The sequence below is a fragment of the Polynucleobacter necessarius genome (assembly GCF_900096755.1).
Lineage (GTDB): Bacteria > Pseudomonadota > Gammaproteobacteria > Burkholderiales > Burkholderiaceae > Polynucleobacter > Polynucleobacter necessarius_K.
In genome coordinates this window covers 974,629-993,322 of sequence record NZ_LT615227.1, presented here as the reverse complement: position 1 = coordinate 993,322, position 18,694 = coordinate 974,629, and the positions used below count along the sequence as shown (strand labels likewise).

Annotated in this window: 27 protein-coding genes and 5 pseudogenes; 17 read left to right on the top strand and 15 right to left on the bottom strand. The window is 45.6% G+C overall.

Annotated features, from left to right (window positions below):
* Window positions 1–57: 57 nt before the first annotated feature.
* From DXE27_RS09665 to DXE27_RS05210, 4 genes are read left to right on the top strand one after another with little or no spacing between them, the layout of a single operon-like run.
* Window positions 58–447 carry a hypothetical protein gene (locus tag DXE27_RS09665; RefSeq protein ID WP_231969671.1) on the top strand — a complete coding sequence of 130 codons (390 nt, stop codon included), beginning with the start codon at window positions 58–60 and terminating at the stop codon, window positions 445–447.
* Complete coding sequence (locus DXE27_RS09660; protein WP_231969670.1) at window positions 444–695, top strand: hypothetical protein; 252 nt, start codon at window positions 444–446, stop codon at window positions 693–695. The genes DXE27_RS09665 and DXE27_RS09660 overlap by 4 nt, the downstream gene beginning before the upstream one ends.
* Window positions 641–940, top strand: a complete 300-nt coding sequence (locus DXE27_RS05215; RefSeq protein ID WP_128113185.1) for an FAD:protein FMN transferase — start codon at window positions 641–643, stop codon at window positions 938–940. The genes DXE27_RS09660 and DXE27_RS05215 overlap by 55 nt, the downstream gene beginning before the upstream one ends.
* Window positions 937–1,377 (top strand): hypothetical protein, encoded by a 441-nt coding sequence (locus DXE27_RS05210; RefSeq protein ID WP_128113184.1) that lies wholly within the window; start codon window positions 937–939, stop codon window positions 1,375–1,377. The genes DXE27_RS05215 and DXE27_RS05210 overlap by 4 nt, the downstream gene beginning before the upstream one ends.
* Here DXE27_RS05210 and DXE27_RS05205 read toward each other — a convergent pair.
* The 4 genes from DXE27_RS05205 to DXE27_RS05190 all read right to left on the bottom strand — a co-directional run bounded on the left by DXE27_RS05205 (window position 1,374) and on the right by DXE27_RS05190 (window position 3,408).
* Window positions 1,374–1,892, bottom strand: coding sequence for a DUF6803 family protein (locus DXE27_RS05205; protein ID WP_128113183.1), 519 nt, complete (start codon window positions 1,890–1,892; stop codon window positions 1,374–1,376). The genes DXE27_RS05210 and DXE27_RS05205 overlap by 4 nt on opposite strands.
* A gap of 72 nt (window positions 1,893–1,964) precedes the next feature.
* The gene (locus DXE27_RS05200) at window positions 1,965–2,177 is read right to left on the bottom strand and encodes a YgaP family membrane protein (RefSeq protein WP_128113715.1); all 213 of its coding nucleotides are present in this window, start codon (window positions 2,175–2,177) and stop codon (window positions 1,965–1,967) included.
* A gap of 45 nt (window positions 2,178–2,222) precedes the next feature.
* Window positions 2,223–2,504 carry an ArsR/SmtB family transcription factor gene (locus tag DXE27_RS05195; RefSeq protein ID WP_231969669.1) on the bottom strand — a complete coding sequence of 94 codons (282 nt, stop codon included), beginning with the start codon at window positions 2,502–2,504 and terminating at the stop codon, window positions 2,223–2,225.
* Window positions 2,505–2,535: 31 nt separating this feature from the next.
* Complete coding sequence (locus DXE27_RS05190) at window positions 2,536–3,408, bottom strand: MBL fold metallo-hydrolase (RefSeq protein WP_128113181.1); 873 nt, start codon at window positions 3,406–3,408, stop codon at window positions 2,536–2,538.
* 91 nt (window positions 3,409–3,499) lie between these two features.
* Between DXE27_RS05190 and DXE27_RS05185 the strand changes: the two are divergent.
* Together DXE27_RS05185 and DXE27_RS05180 are read left to right on the top strand one after the other, a co-directional pair.
* Window positions 3,500–4,322: pseudogene (locus DXE27_RS05185) on the top strand (sulfite exporter TauE/SafE family protein).
* 153 nt (window positions 4,323–4,475) lie between these two features.
* On the top strand, window positions 4,476–4,883 hold the full coding sequence (locus tag DXE27_RS05180) for a hypothetical protein (protein WP_231969668.1): 408 nt from the start codon (window positions 4,476–4,478) through the stop codon (window positions 4,881–4,883).
* Window positions 4,884–4,953: 70 nt separating this feature from the next.
* On the opposite strand, the pseudogene DXE27_RS05175 reads toward DXE27_RS05180, so the two are convergent.
* From DXE27_RS05175 to DXE27_RS05155, 5 genes and pseudogenes are all read right to left on the bottom strand, one after another.
* Window positions 4,954–5,547: pseudogene (locus DXE27_RS05175) on the bottom strand (ABC transporter ATP-binding protein); the annotation flags it as partial.
* A gap of 31 nt (window positions 5,548–5,578) precedes the next feature.
* Entirely contained in the window at window positions 5,579–7,507 is a 1,929-nt protein-coding gene (locus tag DXE27_RS05170; protein WP_128113179.1) for a branched-chain amino acid ABC transporter ATP-binding protein/permease, read from the bottom strand.
* Window positions 7,507–8,386 (bottom strand): annotated as a pseudogene (locus tag DXE27_RS05165) (branched-chain amino acid ABC transporter permease). Before DXE27_RS05165 ends, DXE27_RS05170 begins: the two are co-directional and overlap by 1 nt.
* Before the next feature lie 143 nt (window positions 8,387–8,529).
* Window positions 8,530–8,823 (bottom strand): annotated as a pseudogene (locus tag DXE27_RS05160) (ABC transporter substrate-binding protein); the annotation flags it as partial.
* Between the two features lie 51 nt (window positions 8,824–8,874).
* Window positions 8,875–10,500 (bottom strand): annotated as a pseudogene (locus DXE27_RS05155) (GMC family oxidoreductase).
* Between the two features lie 115 nt (window positions 10,501–10,615).
* Here DXE27_RS05155 and yjgA point away from each other — a divergent pair.
* Window positions 10,616–11,014 carry a ribosome biogenesis factor YjgA gene (gene yjgA / locus DXE27_RS10040; RefSeq protein WP_269459802.1) on the top strand — a complete coding sequence of 133 codons (399 nt, stop codon included), beginning with the start codon at window positions 10,616–10,618 and terminating at the stop codon, window positions 11,012–11,014.
* Window positions 11,011–11,148 (top strand): dual-action ribosomal maturation protein DarP, encoded by a 138-nt coding sequence (locus DXE27_RS10035; protein ID WP_269459801.1) that lies wholly within the window; start codon window positions 11,011–11,013, stop codon window positions 11,146–11,148. The genes yjgA and DXE27_RS10035 overlap by 4 nt, the downstream gene beginning before the upstream one ends.
* Window positions 11,149–11,202: 54 nt before the next feature.
* Here the strand turns inward: DXE27_RS10035 and DXE27_RS09140 are convergent, their stop codons facing one another.
* The 5 genes from DXE27_RS09140 to DXE27_RS09130 all read right to left on the bottom strand — a co-directional run bounded on the left by DXE27_RS09140 (window position 11,203) and on the right by DXE27_RS09130 (window position 13,050).
* Window positions 11,203–11,550, bottom strand: coding sequence for a hypothetical protein (locus DXE27_RS09140; RefSeq protein ID WP_231969667.1), 348 nt, complete (start codon window positions 11,548–11,550; stop codon window positions 11,203–11,205).
* Window positions 11,514–12,233 carry an acyltransferase family protein gene (locus tag DXE27_RS05145; RefSeq protein WP_197712314.1) on the bottom strand — a complete coding sequence of 240 codons (720 nt, stop codon included), beginning with the start codon at window positions 12,231–12,233 and terminating at the stop codon, window positions 11,514–11,516. Before DXE27_RS05145 ends, DXE27_RS09140 begins: the two co-directional genes overlap by 37 nt.
* A gap of 15 nt (window positions 12,234–12,248) precedes the next feature.
* Window positions 12,249–12,428, bottom strand: a complete 180-nt coding sequence (locus DXE27_RS05140; RefSeq protein ID WP_128113178.1) for a hypothetical protein — start codon at window positions 12,426–12,428, stop codon at window positions 12,249–12,251.
* Between the two features lie 62 nt (window positions 12,429–12,490).
* Window positions 12,491–12,865: an HdeD family acid-resistance protein gene (locus tag DXE27_RS09135; RefSeq protein WP_415064464.1), complete on the bottom strand. Its 375-nt coding sequence runs from the start codon at window positions 12,863–12,865 to the stop codon at window positions 12,491–12,493.
* Window positions 12,817–13,050, bottom strand: a complete 234-nt coding sequence (locus DXE27_RS09130) for a hypothetical protein (protein ID WP_197712312.1) — start codon at window positions 13,048–13,050, stop codon at window positions 12,817–12,819. Before DXE27_RS09130 ends, DXE27_RS09135 begins: the two co-directional genes overlap by 49 nt.
* A 179-nt stretch (window positions 13,051–13,229) precedes the next feature.
* On the opposite strand from DXE27_RS09130, the gene DXE27_RS05130 reads away from it, so the two are divergent.
* From DXE27_RS05130 to cobA, 5 genes are all read left to right on the top strand, one after another.
* Window positions 13,230–13,454, top strand: a complete 225-nt coding sequence (locus DXE27_RS05130) for a hypothetical protein (RefSeq protein ID WP_128113177.1) — start codon at window positions 13,230–13,232, stop codon at window positions 13,452–13,454.
* A gap of 14 nt (window positions 13,455–13,468) precedes the next feature.
* Window positions 13,469–13,840: a hypothetical protein gene (locus DXE27_RS05125; RefSeq protein ID WP_128113176.1), complete on the top strand. Its 372-nt coding sequence runs from the start codon at window positions 13,469–13,471 to the stop codon at window positions 13,838–13,840.
* A gap of 173 nt (window positions 13,841–14,013) precedes the next feature.
* Window positions 14,014–15,732: a nitrite/sulfite reductase gene (locus DXE27_RS05120; protein WP_128113175.1), complete on the top strand. Its 1,719-nt coding sequence runs from the start codon at window positions 14,014–14,016 to the stop codon at window positions 15,730–15,732.
* The gene (locus DXE27_RS05115; protein WP_128113174.1) at window positions 15,729–16,343 is read left to right on the top strand and encodes a DUF934 domain-containing protein; all 615 of its coding nucleotides are present in this window, start codon (window positions 15,729–15,731) and stop codon (window positions 16,341–16,343) included. The genes DXE27_RS05120 and DXE27_RS05115 overlap by 4 nt, the downstream gene beginning before the upstream one ends.
* Window positions 16,344–16,356: 13 nt before the next feature.
* On the top strand, window positions 16,357–17,223 hold the full coding sequence (cobA, locus tag DXE27_RS05110) for a uroporphyrinogen-III C-methyltransferase (RefSeq protein ID WP_128113173.1): 867 nt from the start codon (window positions 16,357–16,359) through the stop codon (window positions 17,221–17,223).
* On the opposite strand, the gene DXE27_RS05105 is transcribed toward cobA, so the two are convergent.
* The gene (locus DXE27_RS05105) at window positions 17,146–17,508 is read right to left on the bottom strand and encodes a sirohydrochlorin chelatase (protein ID WP_128113172.1); all 363 of its coding nucleotides are present in this window, start codon (window positions 17,506–17,508) and stop codon (window positions 17,146–17,148) included. The two genes, cobA and DXE27_RS05105, sit on opposite strands and share 78 nt — an antisense overlap.
* Window positions 17,509–17,638: 130 nt before the next feature.
* Here DXE27_RS05105 and DXE27_RS10030 point away from each other — a divergent pair, with 130 nt between their 5' ends.
* Genes DXE27_RS10030 through DXE27_RS10430 form a run of 4 tightly spaced genes read left to right on the top strand, consistent with a single transcriptional unit; the run spans window position 17,639 to window position 18,678 of the window.
* Complete coding sequence (locus tag DXE27_RS10030) at window positions 17,639–17,896, top strand: calcium:cation antiporter (RefSeq protein WP_197712311.1); 258 nt, start codon at window positions 17,639–17,641, stop codon at window positions 17,894–17,896.
* The gene (locus DXE27_RS10025) at window positions 17,893–18,213 is read left to right on the top strand and encodes a calcium:cation antiporter (RefSeq protein WP_197712310.1); all 321 of its coding nucleotides are present in this window, start codon (window positions 17,893–17,895) and stop codon (window positions 18,211–18,213) included. Before DXE27_RS10030 ends, DXE27_RS10025 begins: the two co-directional genes overlap by 4 nt.
* Window positions 18,200–18,439 carry a hypothetical protein gene (locus DXE27_RS09115; protein ID WP_197712309.1) on the top strand — a complete coding sequence of 80 codons (240 nt, stop codon included), beginning with the start codon at window positions 18,200–18,202 and terminating at the stop codon, window positions 18,437–18,439. Before DXE27_RS10025 ends, DXE27_RS09115 begins: the two co-directional genes overlap by 14 nt.
* On the top strand, window positions 18,376–18,678 hold the full coding sequence (locus DXE27_RS10430; protein ID WP_197712308.1) for a calcium:cation antiporter: 303 nt from the start codon (window positions 18,376–18,378) through the stop codon (window positions 18,676–18,678). The genes DXE27_RS09115 and DXE27_RS10430 overlap by 64 nt, the downstream gene beginning before the upstream one ends.
* The last annotated feature ends 16 nt before the right edge of the window (window positions 18,679–18,694 follow it).

The following is an 18,694-nucleotide window of genomic DNA, read 5'->3' as shown; positions in this document are numbered from 1 at the left end:
GGGTGGATCTACACGCTAGACCTTCAACCAAAGGGCAAGCTGGAATTTGAGCAACGATTGCAACTCAATCAACAACAGGCCTCAGGTACCTATAACGCCTGGACCTCAAGAACAGAGCTGGAGTATGGCCTGACGAATGATTTGCAAATCGCTGGCTATATCAACTCTTACTACACCGATGCCAGTCAAAACTACACCAACCCCGAAGCGTGCGGCGACTCCGCAACGTGCACTGGCGGATATGGGGTACCGTCATCCCATGATCCATCTACACCGTACAGAAAGAGCGGGATAGAGGGTGGGTCTTTAGAAGCAATCTATCGAATAAGCAACCCGGTCACTTCGCCGGTAGGCGTTGGACTCTATCTCGAGCCAACCTGGGGACGAAACAAAGATGAGTTAGAGGCTCCCTACTTCTGCAGTCGAACTTCATTGATGATCGTTTGATCCTTGCAGGAAACGTTGTCGTTGCAAATGAACGCTTGAAGTTTATTGAGAATGGTAATGTCCCGGAATCCATGCTCGATTTCTTAGTGGGGGCTAGCTATCGCTTTGCACCCAAATGGTCTGCAGGTGTAGAGGCTCGCTTTCATAACGACTATTCAGAGCTGAATTTACGTAATCAAGTGCAACGCGCCACATTCAGATTCGAAACCCACTATCGCCACAGGAGCTTATTCAAATTGGCTCTCTAGAAAACGGCGCAATCGCTACTAGCGGCTTGTACTTCGCCAAACGGGATCAACAAGAAAGTTACCTCATTAATCCATTAGCCAAAACTTCATCCGAGATCCATGCAGAAGCTACTGGCTCATTCTCCATCTTTGCAAAAGAATGTGTTTATGCAGACGCACTAACCAAAGTATTGGCTCTATCCAATGATGACCAGCATCCCTGCTTTGCTAAATTCTCAGCGCAAGCTATCAGGATTGCAGCATGAGTCGACTTGGAAAGATGCCTAGCTGGCAAAGATCCTTTGTTATCGGGGGGATGCTCGCCTGCTCCAGCACAGGCATTGCTTACTTAATGGGGCATGAATTCCAGATCCAGCGAGCAGCCTTTGGCTCACACAGCATCCTGGCTGCCCATGGCATTGCAGCCATGTTTGCGACCTTAGCACTAGGATCAGTTTTGCCCTTTCACATCAAGGCTGGCTACAAATCTAAGCGCAAATGGCTAAGTGGCTTTAGTCAACTTGCCTTCTTACTTGTGCTGTTAGCTTCTGGAGCGCTTCTAAATTACGGCCCTGAAGAGATTCGTGATGGCGTAATTAAGACCCATTGGATAGTCGGTCTACTATTTTTTAGCATCTTTTTATTGCATGCCTGCTCAAGACTAAAACCTCAAAATACAAGCAAAGACTTGAGCTCAAATTAATGCGCGTGAGCAGCCGGCATAGGTGCGTCCATAGAATGCACTGAACCCTGGTAGCCAAGCAATACTGGGTCAAGCATACCGCTAATCATGGCGATATGTCCAAAGACCAAAAAGAGGGCTACGCAAATTGCATGAACCTTTAGCTTGCCCTCCTGGGTAAGACTTTTATTCACCAAGCCAAATTCTTGAAAAGCAATCCAGATTAGCGGCAAACCACCAATCAAGTAAGAGCCAACCGCCACCATGTCAATGACTGTTCTCCACTCGCCAGCCTTGGTAATCGGAATGACAGCCGTAGCCAGGAGATAGGCGATGATGCCAATGAAATAAACACCAACCGCAGCACCAGCAATGCGGTTCAGCAGCCACACAAAGCCATGCAGCTTTCTAGTGAAGAGAATATAAAGCTCGGTGATTGCCAAAGTCTCTGCAAGCACCACAGGTATTGCCATAAAGATCAACAAATTCCATGGTTGATTATCTGCTAGCAGCTGCATGTAATGGGTCATATTCATACTTGAATCCTAGTGTAGCCAGAAATTGAGGGTATATGTCTTAAGCATATACCCCTTCAATCCAATTTGAGATTACTTACAGCAAGAGTCTTTACCGGAAGAGATTGCGCATGAATTGATTCCCAACAAGGGATAAGCAGGACAAAAACGGAATAAGCCTGTTGCAAGAGGAATAAAGCCGAGCCAACCCCACCATCCTATAACTCCATTTGCAGCAAGACCAACTAATAAGGCCCCTACAGCAATTCTGATAATTCGATCAATACCACCGACATTGCATTTAATGAACTCCTTCTTTGTAAAAAATTAATTACTTGTATATTTTTAAAACTATCTTTTGCAATAGTGCTTATAGAGCAAGCCCATAACAGCTACAGCAACCTCACTAGCTAGGGAGTAGTAAATTTGCTTGCCTTCTCTACGCGTCTTAACCAACTTCTCTTTGCGCAACACTGTTAATTGCTGAGATAGCGTGGGCTGATGCAGATCTAACGCAGCCTCTAGTTCGCCGACACATTTTTCACCTTGACCAATTTCACATAACAACATCATGCGATCGCTATTGGATAAGACTTTCATTAACTTGCAAGCATCGGCTGCTGACGCTTGCATTTTCTTAAGCTCGGATTTAGTAATGGCCATATTAAAGAGCATTCAAAGGAATTTTTAAGTACGATTTGCCGTTAGCCTCCGGTTCAGGCAGGTGGCCTGCGCGAATATTGACCTGTATCGATGGCAATATGAGATTAGGCATATCTAAAGTGGCATCCCTTTTGTTGCACATCTGCACAAATTCAGCTTCACTCACGCCATCATGCACATGAATATTAGATTTCTTCTCTTCGCCCACGGTTGTGCAATACGCCACGGGTCGATCTGTAGGTGGATAGTCGTGGCACATATATAACTTTGTCTCGTCAGGGTAGGACAATACTTTTTGAATTGACTGATACAAAGTTTGAGCACTACCCCCGGGGAAGTCACACCTGGCCGTACCAACATCAGGCATAAAGATGGTGTCGCCTACAAAGAGTGCATTACCGATTTCATAAGCCATACAAGCTGGCGTATGGCCGGGGACATAAAGCGCCTTTAATGAGAGTGCTCCGGATGGCAATGATTCGCCGTCTTTTAATAATTGATCAAACTGGGATCCATCAACGGCAAATCGCTCATCAAGATTAAATACGCCCTTAAAGACGTTTTGCACATTAACGATGTGATCTCCGATCACGATCTTGCCGCCCAACTTCTCTTGTATATATGGTGCCGCAGTCAGATGATCGGCATGCGCATGGGTTTCTAAGATCCAAGTCAGCTGTAATTGCCCGCTTTGTATAAAGCCAATGACCTCATCAGCAGACTGCGTAGAGGTTCTGCCAGACTTAGAGTCATAGTTCAATACGGAGTCTATGACTATACATGGGCTCGCTTTGCCCGCATAAACCACATAAGTGAAAGTCCAGGTTTCTGGATCAAAAAACGCCTTAACATCTGCAAGTGGATTTGGTTTCATGGCAATTTTCCTGACAATGCTGCATTTACTACTGAAGTGAGTAAATAATATATATATTTATATATATTATCTTAATATAAAATTAATTGCAATGGACTACACAACTTTCATCGCCCCAGGCTTAGGCCTTATCGTTGGCCTACTTATGGGCCTTACCGGCGCTGGAGGCGGCATCCTATCCGTTCCTTTATTGGTATTCGTGCTGCATCTACCGATTACCGAAGCGGCGCCAGTCTCCCTATCGGCCATTGCACTCTCTGCAGGAGTTGGCGCACTACTAGGGCTAAAAAATAAAATTTTGCGTTACAAGGCGGCCGGCTTCATGGCTATATTTGGCCTCCTCTTATCCCCGCTTGGCCTTTGGGTTGCACAAAGAATTCCCAATGCGCCACTATTGATCCTCTTTAGCCTCATCCTCTTCTATGTTTCTATTCGCCTATATCGCCAGGCACATAAAGAAATGAGGGGCATGCCTGATTTTGAGGGTAAGCCTCCGCCACCATGCTTATTGGATACCTCCAGAGGCAAATTGGCATGGAATATTCCTTGCGCTAGAGCCCTGATGTCTTCAGGTGGATTAGCAGGCTTTCTTTCTGGGTTACTGGGTGTAGGTGGGTAGCTTTGTGATTGTGCCGGCATTAAAGCGCTATACCGACCTACCGGTGCAATCAATTGTTGCCACCTCATTAGGAGTCCTGGCAATTATCTCTAGTGGTGGGGTAGTCTTTTCCGCAATATCCGGCAATCTAGATTTGGCGCTTGCAGCACCTTTCTCTCTAGGCGCTTTAGGCGGCCTTCTGATTGGCCGAATGGCGGGCAACAAATTGAGTGGCCCTAGGCTTCAGCAAATTTTTTCCATGTTCACATTTGTAGTGGCAGTTAGCTTGATAGCCAAGGGCATTAATGCTTTATGAGAAGACCAATTCAATCGCTTCTATTTATACTTGTATTCAGCCTTTTGGGGATTCTGCTAATGTCAGCCATTAAACCGAGTCGTTTTTTTATCTAGCTCTATTAGCGCCATTTCTGGAACTGTCAGTAACCTCAATAATGAGTTACTGGAATATGTGAACCCAGAAAAACCTACGCATGATCACTCATCGCAGTACTACAAACGATTTTTTGTCTCCAAATTCAATCTAGGGGATCAGGCAATACAGGCGAAGTTTTCTTCACCAATGATAATTACTGAAGGTGATCAGATTACCGTTTCTGGATATCAAAAGGATGGCGCCTTTCAGGTTCTTGCTTATAACAATCAAACGCAGCAAGTAAGCAGTAATGGAAATTGGCTCATGCTGGCCTTAGGGGCCCTATTCTTCCTGGCTGTAGCTATCGGCCTACTGAATAGCCAGCTGGTCATTGAAGGGGCGTTAATTCCCAAACTCTTTTTGTTCGGATTTACGTTGGTAGCAATCTATATAGGATACCGTGCACTCTTGATACGCGAAGCGATTAAGCTGATATCAAACTGAGCTAGCTCAGAAAAAGAAAAAGCCCTTATTGCTAAGGGCTTTTTTATTGCAACTATAAGCACTACTTAGTGGCCACCTGCTCCACCAACAACATCGTCACGCCTTGTGACTTGAGATTGGAGATGATCTTAAATACCTCTTCAACCAAGATTGGTGCCAGACCCATCGATGGCTCATCCAAGAGAATAATCTCTGGATTTAACATCACTGCACGAGCCATTGCCAACATTTGCTGCTCACCACCAGATAGCGTTCCAGCTAACTGATTGCGACGCTCTTTGAGGCGTGGGAACATTTCCAGAGACTTCTCAAGATCGTTCTTGATATCACCCTTAGGGCGGCTACCAGTAAAGCGTGGGAATGCGCCTAGCAACAAATTGTCAGTTACTGACATGGTCGTAAACACGCGACGGCCTTCAGGACTGTGGGCCAAACCTAAGCGGGCGATTTTATGAGAGTCGTAACCGTCAATTTTTTCGCCGCCCAAAGTGACTTCACCAGCTGTTGGCTTGATCATGCCAGTAATGGCACGCATCGTAGTTGTTTTGCCGGCACCGTTAGAGCCAATCAAAGTAATAGCTTGCCCCTTAGGAACATCAATATTGATGCCGTGCAGAACTTTTACTTTGCCGTAGCCTGCTTCAAGATTCTTAATAGATAACATGGTATTTACCGATTCAATATTGTTCTAGTGATTAAGTACCCAAGTAGGCATGAATCACCTTCTCGTCTGCCCGAACTTCAGCTGGCCTACCTTCTGCAATCTTCTGACCGAAGTCCAATACAGAAACGGTATCGCAAACTGACATAACCACATCCATGTGATGCTCAATCAGGATGAAGGTAATACCGCTATCGCGAATCTTGCGAATAATGCGCAAGAGTTCTTTGATGTCTGGAGCTGTCAAGCCTGCAGCTGGCTCATCCAAGAGGAGTAACTCAGGATCGAGAGCCAATGCACGTGCAATTTCTAGCAAACGTTGCTTACCGTATGGTAAGTTACGAGCCTCTTCGTTAGCCAAATCATCCAGGCCAACGAATTTAAGGAGGGCCATTGCGCGAGCGTGAGCTTCAGCTTCTTCTTTCTTGTAACGTGGCAGATGCAAAGCAATTTCTACCATGTTGGATTTGAAGGTGTGATGCAAGCCAACCAAAATGTTTTGGATTGCTGTCATTTCACCGAAGAGTTGAACGTTTTGGAAGGTACGAGCAATACCTGACAAGGCAATGTCAGATGAAGTCTTACCAACGACGCTTTCACCGGCATACAACACGTTACCGGCAGTAGGAATGTAAATACCTGTGAGCACGTTCATCATGGTGCTCTTACCGGAGCCGTTTGGACCGATCAAGCCATGAATGGTGCCGCGCTTGATGCTCAAATCAACATTGTTCAGCGCTTTCAAGCCACCGAACTGCATCAATACAGAATCAACCTTCAAGAGCTCAGCGCCAGTATTGGTATTTGAAACGGCGCTAATAAAGCTAATGGAGTCATCCACCACTTCAGCATCGCCACCGCGGGTAGTTTTAGCTTTACCAACAATTGACTGATAGAAGCTCTTCGCAAAGCCAACGATACCGTTTTGCAAGTAGTACACCACCAACAAAATCATGAAGCCGAAAATACTCAAGCGCCAGTCAGAGATGCTATTGAGCCAGAATGAGAATGCAGCCAAACCAACCACAACAGCGATAGGTACCGCTACACGGCGTGGAGTAGTGACTTTCTTAGACAAGGCCATTGCAGCACCGGCTACTACTACGATCGCGATGATCGAAGCAACAATACGGAACAAGAAAATGTCATCCAAGAGTTTAGGCAATAACACGATGATGACAGCGCCAATCACTGCACCTAAGCGTGACTTACGTCCACCCATGATGATGCCGAGCAAGAACAACACAGCCAGTTCGTTGTTATAGGTATTTGGTGAGATGTATTGCTCTGAGTAAGCGTACAAGCAACCAGCCAAACCAGCAAAGCCGGCACTGATCACGAACGCGATCACTTTAAAGCGATAAACGGATACACCCATACAGTCACAAGCAATAGGACTGTCGCGTAACGCTTCAAAAGCACGGCCGATTTGTGATTTAACAAAATGATCCACCACGATCAAAGATAGGATCAAGATGATGCCCACCATCCAGAAATACTCGGCCTTGGTCATCGGCACACCCATTAAATCAGGCTTAGGAATCTTGATACCCAATGGGCCTTCAGTCATCCAAGTCATCTCGTTAATGAGGATCTGTGCAATCGTTCCGAAAGCCAAGGTCACCATCGCCAAATAAGGTCCGATTACCTTTAATGCGGGAAGAGCCAAGATACCGCCGAAGATCGCAGTCACTACGATAGACGCAGGCAATGTTCCCCAGATAGTCCAACCAAAGTGGAAGTACAAGACACCCGCAGTGTATGAACCAATACCGAATAGAGCGGCATGCCCTAAAGAAACCTGACCAACATAACCCACCACGATATCTAAACCAAATAACAAGATGGTGTAGATCAGGATGGTTTCAACTAAGTGAATGTAATAAGGATTGTGAACAAACAACGGCAGCGCGAAGAGTGCTGCGATTGCAATTAATAGAGGTATTAGAGACTTCTTCATCATTAATCTTTCTTAATTGCAGATTTACCAAAGAGACCAGATGGTTTGTATGCAAGTACAAGCAATAACAAAATCAAACCTGGAACATCTTTATAGCCAGTAGAGATATAAAAACCGGTATCTGTTTCTACAATGCCCAAGATCAAACCACCCACAATGATGCCCATGCCGCTAGATAAGCCGCCAATAATCGCCACTGCGAATGCCTTCAAACCTAATGCGCCACCCATGGTTGCGCCAGTCAGCGTTAACGGCGCAACCAACACACCAGCAAATGCTGCAGTTAAAGAAGAAAGCGCATAAGAGAAGGTAATAACTACGCTAGTGTTAAATGCCCATCAAGCCAGCGGCATCACGATCGTTAGCAGTGGCAACCACTGCCTTACCGTGAATTGTTTTACGGTTAAAGAACTCAACTAACAACATCATTACAAGCGCGCCAACTACCACCAAAATTTCCATTGGCAAAATACTTGCGCCCAAGAAATTCATTGGCTCCATTGGCAATGGTGATGGGAATGGCAATGCATCGCGACCCCAGATGTTTTCAGCGACGTTCTTGAAAATAATACCGAGAGCGATGGTGGACATAATCCAACCAAACTCGGATTTAATTTTGATTGCAGGGCGTACGCCGATTAACTCAACGAAGCCACCTTGCACCATGCCGAACAAACACACCACTGGAATCATGACCCAGTAGTTCATGCCAAAGGTATCCACACAAGTCAAACCGACTAGTGCGCCCAACATCAGGGCTTCACCTTGACCGAAGTTTAATGTGCCAGATGTGGCAAAAGTGAGCTGGAATCCGAAAGCGATGACCGCGTAGATCATCCCTACCGCGATACCGCTCGAAAGGATTTGTGCAAGCATTTCCATGGTATTGGCCTAAAAGATACTTAAAACTGTCTTATTAACGAATCCGCCATTGTAAGCAAAACGCCGCTTTTTGGGCGGCGCTTTGTTTTATCCAATGCTGCAGTGCTAAATAAATATTTAGATTGCCTGCTTAATGGGTTGAATTACTTCTTCTTAGGAGTTGCATCCTCAGCGTTCAAGAACTCAACACGACCATTCTCAACCACACCCATCACAACGTCTTTCATCTTGATAGCGTCGTGATCAGCTGCAGTAAATGGCTTGTTGTAAGTAATCACAACGCCATCAACTAGAGCCTTCAGATCTTGCAATGCTGCAACAATCTTTGGCCCTTCTGTGCTGTTTGCTTGCTTGATCGCAGCTGCCAAGAGGTAAACAGAGTCATATCCTTGTGCAGCAGAAACTGGAGATGCAATGTTGTTGTTCTTACTACGATAGCCAAAGCCAATAACAGATGGCTTGCCGGCATTTGCTGATGCCGAGAAGAGTTATTCACCAGTAAGTAGTTCCACTGCGCGCTGCGCAATCATCATGGTCGGCGCCGCAGTGTTGCCAGAGGTAATGGTTGGCATTGCTGAAGCATCCACTACACGCAAGTGTCCAATGCCTCTGACGCGCAACTAAGAATCCAGTACAGCCATCGGATCATCTGTGCGCCCCATCTTGCAAGTACCCACTGGATGGAAGATGGCTGTACCAATATCACCTGCAGCCTTCACCAACTCTTCATCCGATTGGTATTGCATCCCGGGCTTGTACTCTTCTGGTGCATATGGTGCGAGTGCAGATTGCTCAACAATGTTGCGCGTTAAACGCAGTGACTCTGCTGCTACTTTACGGTCTTCATCTGTCGACAAATAATTTGGGTGAATGGCTGGCGGCGCTTCTGGATCAGTAGAGGTGATATGCACACTGCCGCGAGATGTTGGACGCAAGTTACAAACGCTCGCAGTAAACGCATTAAATGAATGCAAATCTTCACCAAACTTTTCTAGCGACAAAGGTTGCACGTGATACTCCACGTTTGCACTCTTTTGCTGAGGAGAGCTATAGGCAAAAGCACCCAACTGAGAAGGGGCCATAGACATAGGGCCTGAGCGCTTCAATACATACTCCAAGCCAATCATCATCTTGCCAAGCCAAGAGTTGGCTTTGGTATTTAAAGTCTTAATGCCATTTACTTTGTAGACCATGCGTAACTGCAAGTGGTCCTGCAGGTTCTTACCGACACTGGGTAAATCGACAACCACCGGAATACCCAAAGCATTTAAATGTGCTGCAGCACCAATACCAGAGCGCTCCAAAATTTGCACGCTGCCAATAGCGCCTGCACTTAATATGACTTCGCCACCACGATCAATTGCGCACAATGCTTCTGCCGCAACACCGTTCTTGAGATATTCAACACCGTAACAATTTTTTGTCGTTGGATCAATTTTGAGTTTGCTCACTACCGCTTCGGTAATTACCGTGAGATTGCTGCGCTTGGCGGCATCTTTTAAGAAAGCCTTGAATGTATTTAATCTCCATCCTGCGCGCTGACTGACGTCAAAGTAACCTACGCCAAAGTTATCGCCACGATTGAAGTCATCTGATGCAGGAACGCCAGCCTGGACTGCAGCCTCTTTGAGCTTATCCATGATGGGCCAACGCAGACGTTGCTTTGATACCGTCCACTCGCCACCTTTGCCGTGCCACTCGTTTGCAGCGCCGTGCTAATCCTCAAACGATTTATAGCGGCGCAAAGCATTTCCCCAGGACCAAGAGTCATCGCCCGTAGCCTACACCCAAGACTGGTAATCACCCGCTTGGCCGCGCATATAAATCATGCCGTTAATTGACGAACAACCACCAAGCACTCGACCACGGGGATATAACAATGAACGACCGTTGAGGCCTTTTTCAGCGACCGTCTTAAAACGCCAATCCGCACGAGGATTATCAATACAGTACAGATAGCCAACCGGAATATGAATCCAAATATAGTTATCGTTTTTGCCGGCTTCAATTAACAAAACCTTTTTGGCGGGGTTCTCCGTCAAGCGCTTAGCCAACATACAGCCGGCGCTGCCCGCCCCAATAATGATGTAGTCGTAGGTATTTGCTTGAGTCATGGCTTTAAATATCGAATTGAACCATATTTAGTCTGATTGATCGCTCTATTATTTACCAAACTCCAAATTTGAGCATTGATCCAGTTGGGTCCCAATACCCGTCTAAAATAGCCAAATGCATATTAATGAGAAGAATCGCACGCCCAAATTGGTTGAAGCCGATGAAGGCCCTAGCAAATCAGAGCTAAAGCGCCAAATGACCGAACGCCAAAAATTGGCGGAAGTCTTGGCTGCCCTGAGTAGCGATGCCCTCAAATCGATTCCACTAGATGAAGCCATCAAGGCAGCAATCGCAGAAACCAACAAGATTAAAAGTTTTGAGGCTATCAGACGTCACAAACAATATCTTGGCAAGCTCATGCGATTCTTGGATGACGAAGAGCTAGATGCCATTCAGAAAAGACTAGATGCGATTCAAGGTGTAAGTAAAGCCGAAACCGCTAAATTGCATTTTTTAGAAAGCTATCCTATCGTGATCGCCTCATTGCCAATGATGAAGCATTCACCAAAATGATTGAGCAATATCCAGATATGGATATTCAGAATATGCGCACCCTGATTCGCAATGCGCGTAGAGAGAAAGAACAAAATAAGCCTCCTAAGGCTTATCGCGAAATCTTCCGAGTCCTAAAAGATATGGGGCTCTAAATCGTCTAGAGTAATTGCTAGACCTTAAGTCTCATCGATGGCAGCTCCAATCCATCAGTATAAATAATTTGCAGCAAGCACACTACTGGCAACTACTGCCACCATCAAAGCAATTGCTAATACTCCACTCTCGTATATGTGTAAGCCAAGGGCAATGTAAAGCGTGTTCGCAAGCAAGATAAAGGCAAAGTGAATCAAGAAAGCGCAATAAGAGCGTTTGCTACCCCAAGAGATTGCCTTCAGAAATAAAGCCTTGCCGTGCGCATGAGCTGGGTAAGTCGCACTGCCCCAGAACAACAAGGCGATTGCCACAAACCAGGCCAAGAAATTACGTAACCATACCTGTTGAAACGAAGAAATCACAATCACGATGCCAATAAGTACAAGACTAATTCTGGCCAAACGATTGACGCCCTCTGATTCTGAAAATCTCTAGCCAAATAGGCTAGAACACCCAAACCATAAGAGCCGATGAAGTAAATAAAATAGGCTTCATAGCTAGCCGAGCAATTAAAGATCAGCAATGAAGCAACGGCCAGGATGCTGATAACCCAGATCACTGATTGATACGTAGAAAATGAAATCAACAAAATAGCTAGCACTGAATACAACTGCCAATCAATGGCGATATACCAAGCGCCAGCAGAAATAGAATCCAAACCCAAAATACCTTGAATGAAAAATAGGTGCGCCAAAAATTGGGAAAGGGTTTCAGATTCGCCAACGAATTCATCATTTACCCAAAAGCGAGCGACATACGCACAGACAATCGTAAAGACTAGTGCTGCAGCATATGGGGCAAACAATCGTAGATAACGATTGAGAATAATTTTGAGCAAACCCTGCGCGCTAAATTTGTCATCGGCATAACGACTCAACGATTGCGCCGCTAAATACCCTGCCATGACCAAAAATATTTGCACCGCATAACGACCATATTCAAACAGCCAGGTCATCACGCCAGGCAATACGGTGCGAGCATCTTCAGCAATTTGCCCATAGCTAGACAAATGATGAAGAATAATTAAAAGGGCTGCAAAGACCTTCAGAAAATCAATAAGCAATAAGGGTGCGGCTTTTTTCAAAAGAACAGTGAATCCTTACTTGGATTTGTCTTTACCCATGAGAGAAGCTAGCAGCGGATTTGCCTTTGCTAGCTCCTTCTTACTTTTAGCCTTTTCTTCGGCCGTGCCGAGCTTAGGGGCTTTGGCAGCATTCTTCATACGCTGAGCAGTAGTCAGAGCAAGACTCTTATAAAGATCTGTTTTCTTCATCGCCATATGAATGCGCCTTAAGCCTCTAAATAAATATCACTAGTGTGATTCGTTAATTACTTACTGATTTACTTCGTAAGTGAGCGCGCTGCCAGACCCATGAAGAACAATGACCAGCCCTGCAACAGTAATTCCACGGCGATTAACAAGCCTGGCAAGCATAAGCTAGCTGCTGGGAAGTTATTCATGATGAGCACGCCCATCAAAATAGAAATTACGGCAGATAAAGCCAGCCAGAACCATTCAGCAAAATGACGATGCTGAAATGCAGAGATCAAACGCAAGAAACCGGTAATAAAGAAAATTGCCGCTAGCCACAGAGTGATTGCCTCAAGCGCTGGAATTGGGAATGCCCATACATAGATTGCCGCTGCAATATACAAAATAGCAAAAATCAGTTGTACGCCAACACTTTTCCATCCTGTTGATTTAAATGCATGAATACCTTGCAGTAAACCGCCAGCAAACAGAAAAATACCAAAGAAAACAATACCTGGCCCGCCACTCCAATCATGCCCAATACGATGAACAAAATACCAAGCCCAATGAGTGCGCCAGGAACCTTACCTGCAGCTCCTAAAACTTTCGTACGGATTTCGTTTAACTGAGCTGTGCTTAATTCGGCCATGTGTTTACTTTCTAAGTGGTAATTGCCAAAAATGGCATAAGGCCTCTACTGTATCAATAAACCCTGATATTGAATAAATATGGCTATGTGCTAGTGCCAAATGCCAGTCCATCAGAGTCCCTCAAGAAAACAGGTATTCTTTAGCCTTTCAAACACCCTTATGCAGAAAGGCGTCCGCGATGGATACCACTCTCACCGTCATTTTAGGCATCGTTGCCATGCTTTTGCCATTGGTAGTTGGCCGCTTAGTCTGGAAACGCTTTGATCAATGGTTTGGTCGTAACGATGAAGCCTATATGGATAGCTTGGAATACTTTCTGAAAAAGATTGGCTTTACCGTACTCGTAGCGTTTGTATTGCTATGGCTTGGTATTAGCTTGGTGTTCAACGGCAACGGCGCTTAAGCAAACGAACTCTTATGAGCGATCAACTCAAAGCCATCCTCACCAAAGCAAAGCTTAACTTTGCGATCTTGGCACTGATTCTGATTATTGCAGTACTGGGCAAGGTCATTAATCCAGAGTTTACGAATACGGTTTTTGTAACAGCCGATCAACTCGTCTCTGATCTTTACATCGTGTTTATTGCGATTACTCTGGGTGCCTTCATCCCCAACTTCAAGCTGGTGGCTTTTGGCTCCATTGCCACCTTTATTGCGGCAGTAGCGCTCGTTCACTTTGGAGTCTTTACCTACCTCACGGTCGACTACCTATTTGCGGTGCTTATCGTGATTCTGGGATTTACTTCTATTGCAAACCTGTACAGGCACTATCGAGAATATGGCCTATAAGGCAACGTAAATACCAAGAAGCACCCCATTAAAAGCCCCTGGAATGGGGCTTTTTTACGCTTATTCAACTTACCCCCCCGCCTACAGAGATTAAATCTATATATCTACAAGTTATATAAGACCGATTTTTGAGTATTTGCAGGAATATTGAAAATCCCCGACAATCGTGGCCTATGTATAAATATGACCACATTGACCAAACCCTTTTAGATCAACGGGTTGCACAATTTCGAGATCAAGTTGCAAGACGCCTCAATGGCACTTTGGCTGAAGAAGAGTTCCGTCCACTGCGTTTGCAGAATGGTCTCTACCATCAACGCCATGCTTACATGCTGCGCGTAGCTATCCCTTATGGCTTGTTTAATTCCAAACAGCTCAGAACCTTGGCGAATATTTCTGAAAAATATGATCGCGGATATGGTCACTTCACTACGCGTCAGAACATTCAGTACAACTGGGTAACGCTAGAAGACACACCAGATATTTTGGCTGACTTAGCCAAAGTAGAAATGCATGCCATCCAAACTTCAGGCAACTGTATTCGCAATATTACGAGCGATGCGTTTGCTGGTGTGGCTGGTGATGAGTATGTTGATACCCGCCCGATTTGCGAACTGCTTCGTCAGTGGTCAACACTTCACCCAGAATTTGCACACTTGCCACGCAAATTTAAGTTTGCTGTTAATGGCGCTAAAGAAGATCGCACAGTATTGCTCTGCCACGACGTTGGCATTGAGCTTAAGAAAAATGCAAAAGGTGATCTCATTGCTGACATCTATGCTGGCGGTGGCATGGGTCGCACGCCAATCTTGGGATCACTCATTAAGCAAGAACTACCATGGCAACTATTGCCTAGCTATCTAACTGCCCTCTTGCGTGTTTACAACCGCTTTGGTCGCAGAGATAACCTCTATAAGGCTCGCATCAAGATCTTAGTAAAAGCGCTTGGCCCTGAAGAGTTTGCTCGTCAAGTAGAAGACGAATGGCTCTATAACAAAGAGGGTGATGATAATTTCACCCAAGCAGAATGGGATCGCGTTGCAAAACACTTTACCAAGCCTGCTTATAAGAGCTTGTCAGCCTTAAGCACTGAAGCAGTAATTAATCAGGCACAAGAGTCTGAGAAAGCTGCATTTACGCGCTGGTTAGAGCGTAATGTGAAACCACATCAAGTGCCTGGTTATGCCAGCGTAATTTTGTCACTCAAGCCGCACGGCACTGTTGCGCCCGGTGATGCTACGACTGCACAAATGAATGCCATTGCGGACTTGGCTGATCAATATAGTTTTGGTGAATTGCGCGCTACCCATGAACAAAACTTGGTTCTAGCTGATGTTGAGCAAGCCAAGCTCTACGAACTCTGGCAAGAGGCGAAAAAGCAAAAAGTGGCATTGCCTAACATAGGACTGTTAACAGACATCATTGCCTGCCCAGGTGGTGACTTCTGCTCTTTAGCTAATGCCAAGTCTTTGCCAATTGTTAAAGCGATTCAAGAACGTTTTGATGACTTAGATTATCTATTTGATCTCGGTGATATCAGCCTGAATATCTCTGGCTGCATTAACTCTTGCGGCCATCATCACGTGGGCAATATTGGTGTCTTGGGCGTCGATAAAGACGGTGAAGAGTGGTATCAAATTACTTTAGGCGGCGAGCAAGGCAATGACGCTGCCATTGGTAAGGTGATTGGACCTTCTTTCTACGCCGATGAAATCCCCGACGTCATGAGCAACATCATTAATACCTATGTTGCACAACGCAATGAAGGCGAGGCCTTTATTGATGCGTACCGCCGCCTTGGAGTGACTCCATTCAAAGAGGCTGCATATAAAGATAAGCTCGAGAACGCCAAGAAAAAAGATGAAGCCAAAGCAACAGGAAGTGCATCATGAGCCAAGCCAATAGCCAAACCAACAACAACGTCATAGCAGCCCACGATCAAATCGTGCATTTTCCAAAGGGGCAACAACCCAGCTTGGGCCCTAATGAATGGCTTATCTGGAGCGGCAGTCAGGATGAAGGTGGCCTGCCTGATTTAGAGCACGGCAAAAGCAAGGTGCTAGTACCGTTTTCTTGGTGGATCACTCACCACCATGAAGCAAATATTCAGAGTAAAGCCAAAGCCGGCCAAATCGGTGTTTGGTTTGCAACGAATGATGACATCCTTAAGCATGCTGACGTGATTGAGCATAGCAAGACTGTGTGGCCACTGGTGGCAGCACACTTCCCCATCTTTAGAGATGGCAGAAGCTTTAGTACTGCGGCACTATTGCGCGATCGATTCCAGTGGACTGGTGAGATTCGTGCCATTGGCGATGTACTCATTGATCAACTATTGCAAGGAGCTCGAGTTGGTTTTAATAGTTTTGCATTGCGTCCAGATCAAAGTTTAGATGTTGCGCTTAAGCAATTTGATTTGTTCTCCGTTACGACTCAAAACAGCTGGCGCGGTCAAAGAACCATGCGCGCGACATTAGGCGCCCAATTCAGTGAAGCCCAATAACAGCAAGCCAACAATGACTACGTCAACTATTTCCGGCAAATTCAATGCGCCCGGAAAAGTGTATTTGGTAGGCGCAGGTCCTGGTGCGGCAGATCTCATCACGGTTCGTGGTGCCAAGCTACTAGCTCAGGCTGATATTGTTTTTCATGATGCCTTGGTTGATCCAGAGATGCTATTGCTTTGCTCTCAAGCTGAACTAGTAGCAGTAGGTAAGCGTTGCGGTAAGCTTTCTTCTGCACAGCAATTTATTAATAAGCGTCTAGTAGACGCTGCTCATAAACACCAAGTCATTGTTCGCCTTAAAGGTGGCGATCCCATGCTCTTTGGTAGAGCTGATGAAGAAATCCAATCCCTTAAGGCAGCAGGCATTGCGGTTGAAGTAGTCCCCGGCATCACTACGGCGCTTGCAGGGGCAGCCAGTATTCAGCAATCATTGACACTGAGAGGCATTAGCCGAAGCGTTGCCTTTATTACGCTTGCGCAAGGCAATGAGAATGTTGCTCCAGGACAGCCAATTGTCAATCCTAACGCAGACACTCTGGTGTATTACATGGGTCGTAAAGATGCTGCCAATATTGCAAAGCAGCTCATTGAGAAAAGCAAGAACCATCACAAAGAGACACCGGTTCACATATTAGAAGCCGTATCGACTGCACGTGAACGTTTGTGGACTAGCACTTTAGAAGCATTAGCAGCAGGTAAAGCAGATGATTGGTTTGATAGCAACTCGCCAGCACTGATTATGGTTGGCGAAGCATTAAGAAATCACAATGAAGGTCAGAGCGAAAGCTCTGAAGAGAATTTAGAGCGCTCTAGCGGAGAAATCGACAATAGCTTGCAAGACGGCGAGATCCTCCCCAACAGCATTCGTCGCGCTTAAGGCAATTTGCGGGAACTTGGCTTGGCAAGCCTCTAGCAATACCGGGAAATCATTACGCAAATGGCCACCCTGGCCAAAGAAGACAGGCACTACGGTGATTTGGGTGGCGCCCTGAGCTCTTAAGGTAGATACAGCATCTTCTAGTGATGGGGTCATCATTTCCAGGAAAGCGAGCTGCACTGGTGTGCCTGGATGCTGCGCACGCCATAAATCGGCTAGGCGATCAAAGGGCTCGCGCCAACGGGCGTCACGGGCACCGTGCCCAAATAGAATGACTGCTTTCATTTTCTATATATTTTCCAGAAATACCTCTAAATCACACCAATCATTGGATAATTGAGACATCTTAATAGTATTTACCAATCTTCGTTATACCTAACGCATTTAATACGCATTTATTATTTAATTAATCCTTATGGCAAATCTGATTCATGAACTCGCTGGTCAAACTTGGTTTATTGCCATTATGGCAATCATCTTGATTGGAGGCGTGCTTTCAGCAGTACATCATGCTGAAGTCATTGCGCATAAAACAGGCGAGCCTTATGGCGCCCTAGTACTGGCGATTAGCGTAACGATTATTGAAGTCTCCCTCATCATCTCCATGATGCTCTCTGGACATGATGGATCTCAATTCATCGCTCGTGATGTGCCGTATTTGCCACAGTCATGATTGTGATTAACGGCGTGATTGGTTTGTGTATTTTTATTGGCGGCCTACATCACCATGAGATGAGCTTTCGTAATGAGGGTACGAACTCTGCATTGGCTGTGCTGACTGCTTTAGCAACATTCATTCTGGTAATGCCAATTGTCACCACCAGCACACCAGGCCCTGACTTCACTAAGAGCCAATTGGCTTTTGCTGGGATTGCCTCTTTTGCACTCTATGCAGCATTTTTATTCTTCCAAACAGTGAGTCATCGCGACTACTACCTGCCCAAAGCAGAGGATAAGAAAACCGATATCAACTTTCATGCACTTAATTAAGCCAAGCAATCTCAAAACTGCAGTTAGCGTTGTGCTACTGATCATTTCTTTGATTGTGGTGGTAGTTCTTGCAGAACTGCTCAGCCCAGCAATTGAGGCTGGGGTGAAAGCTGCTGGAGCACCGAAAACGATTGTGGGTATCGCGATTGCAATGCTTGTACTGTGCTGCCAGAAGCTTATGCCGCAGTCAGAGCCGCTAGAGCAAATCGCTTACAAAGCAGCTTAAACCTCGCTCTAGGCTCCGCATTAGCGAGTATTGGACTTTCCATCCCTACTATTGCAGCAATTGCCATTTTCTTCAATTTGCCACTGAGTCTAGGCATCAGCAGTCTCAATATCACCTTGATGTATCTAACCTTCTTTATTGGGGCATTAACGCTAGCCATAGGCAGAACTACCCCACTACAGGGTGTTGTGCACCTCATTATATTTTTTGAATATCTGTTCTTGAGTTTGGTGCCCTAGGATTTATCCACCAAAG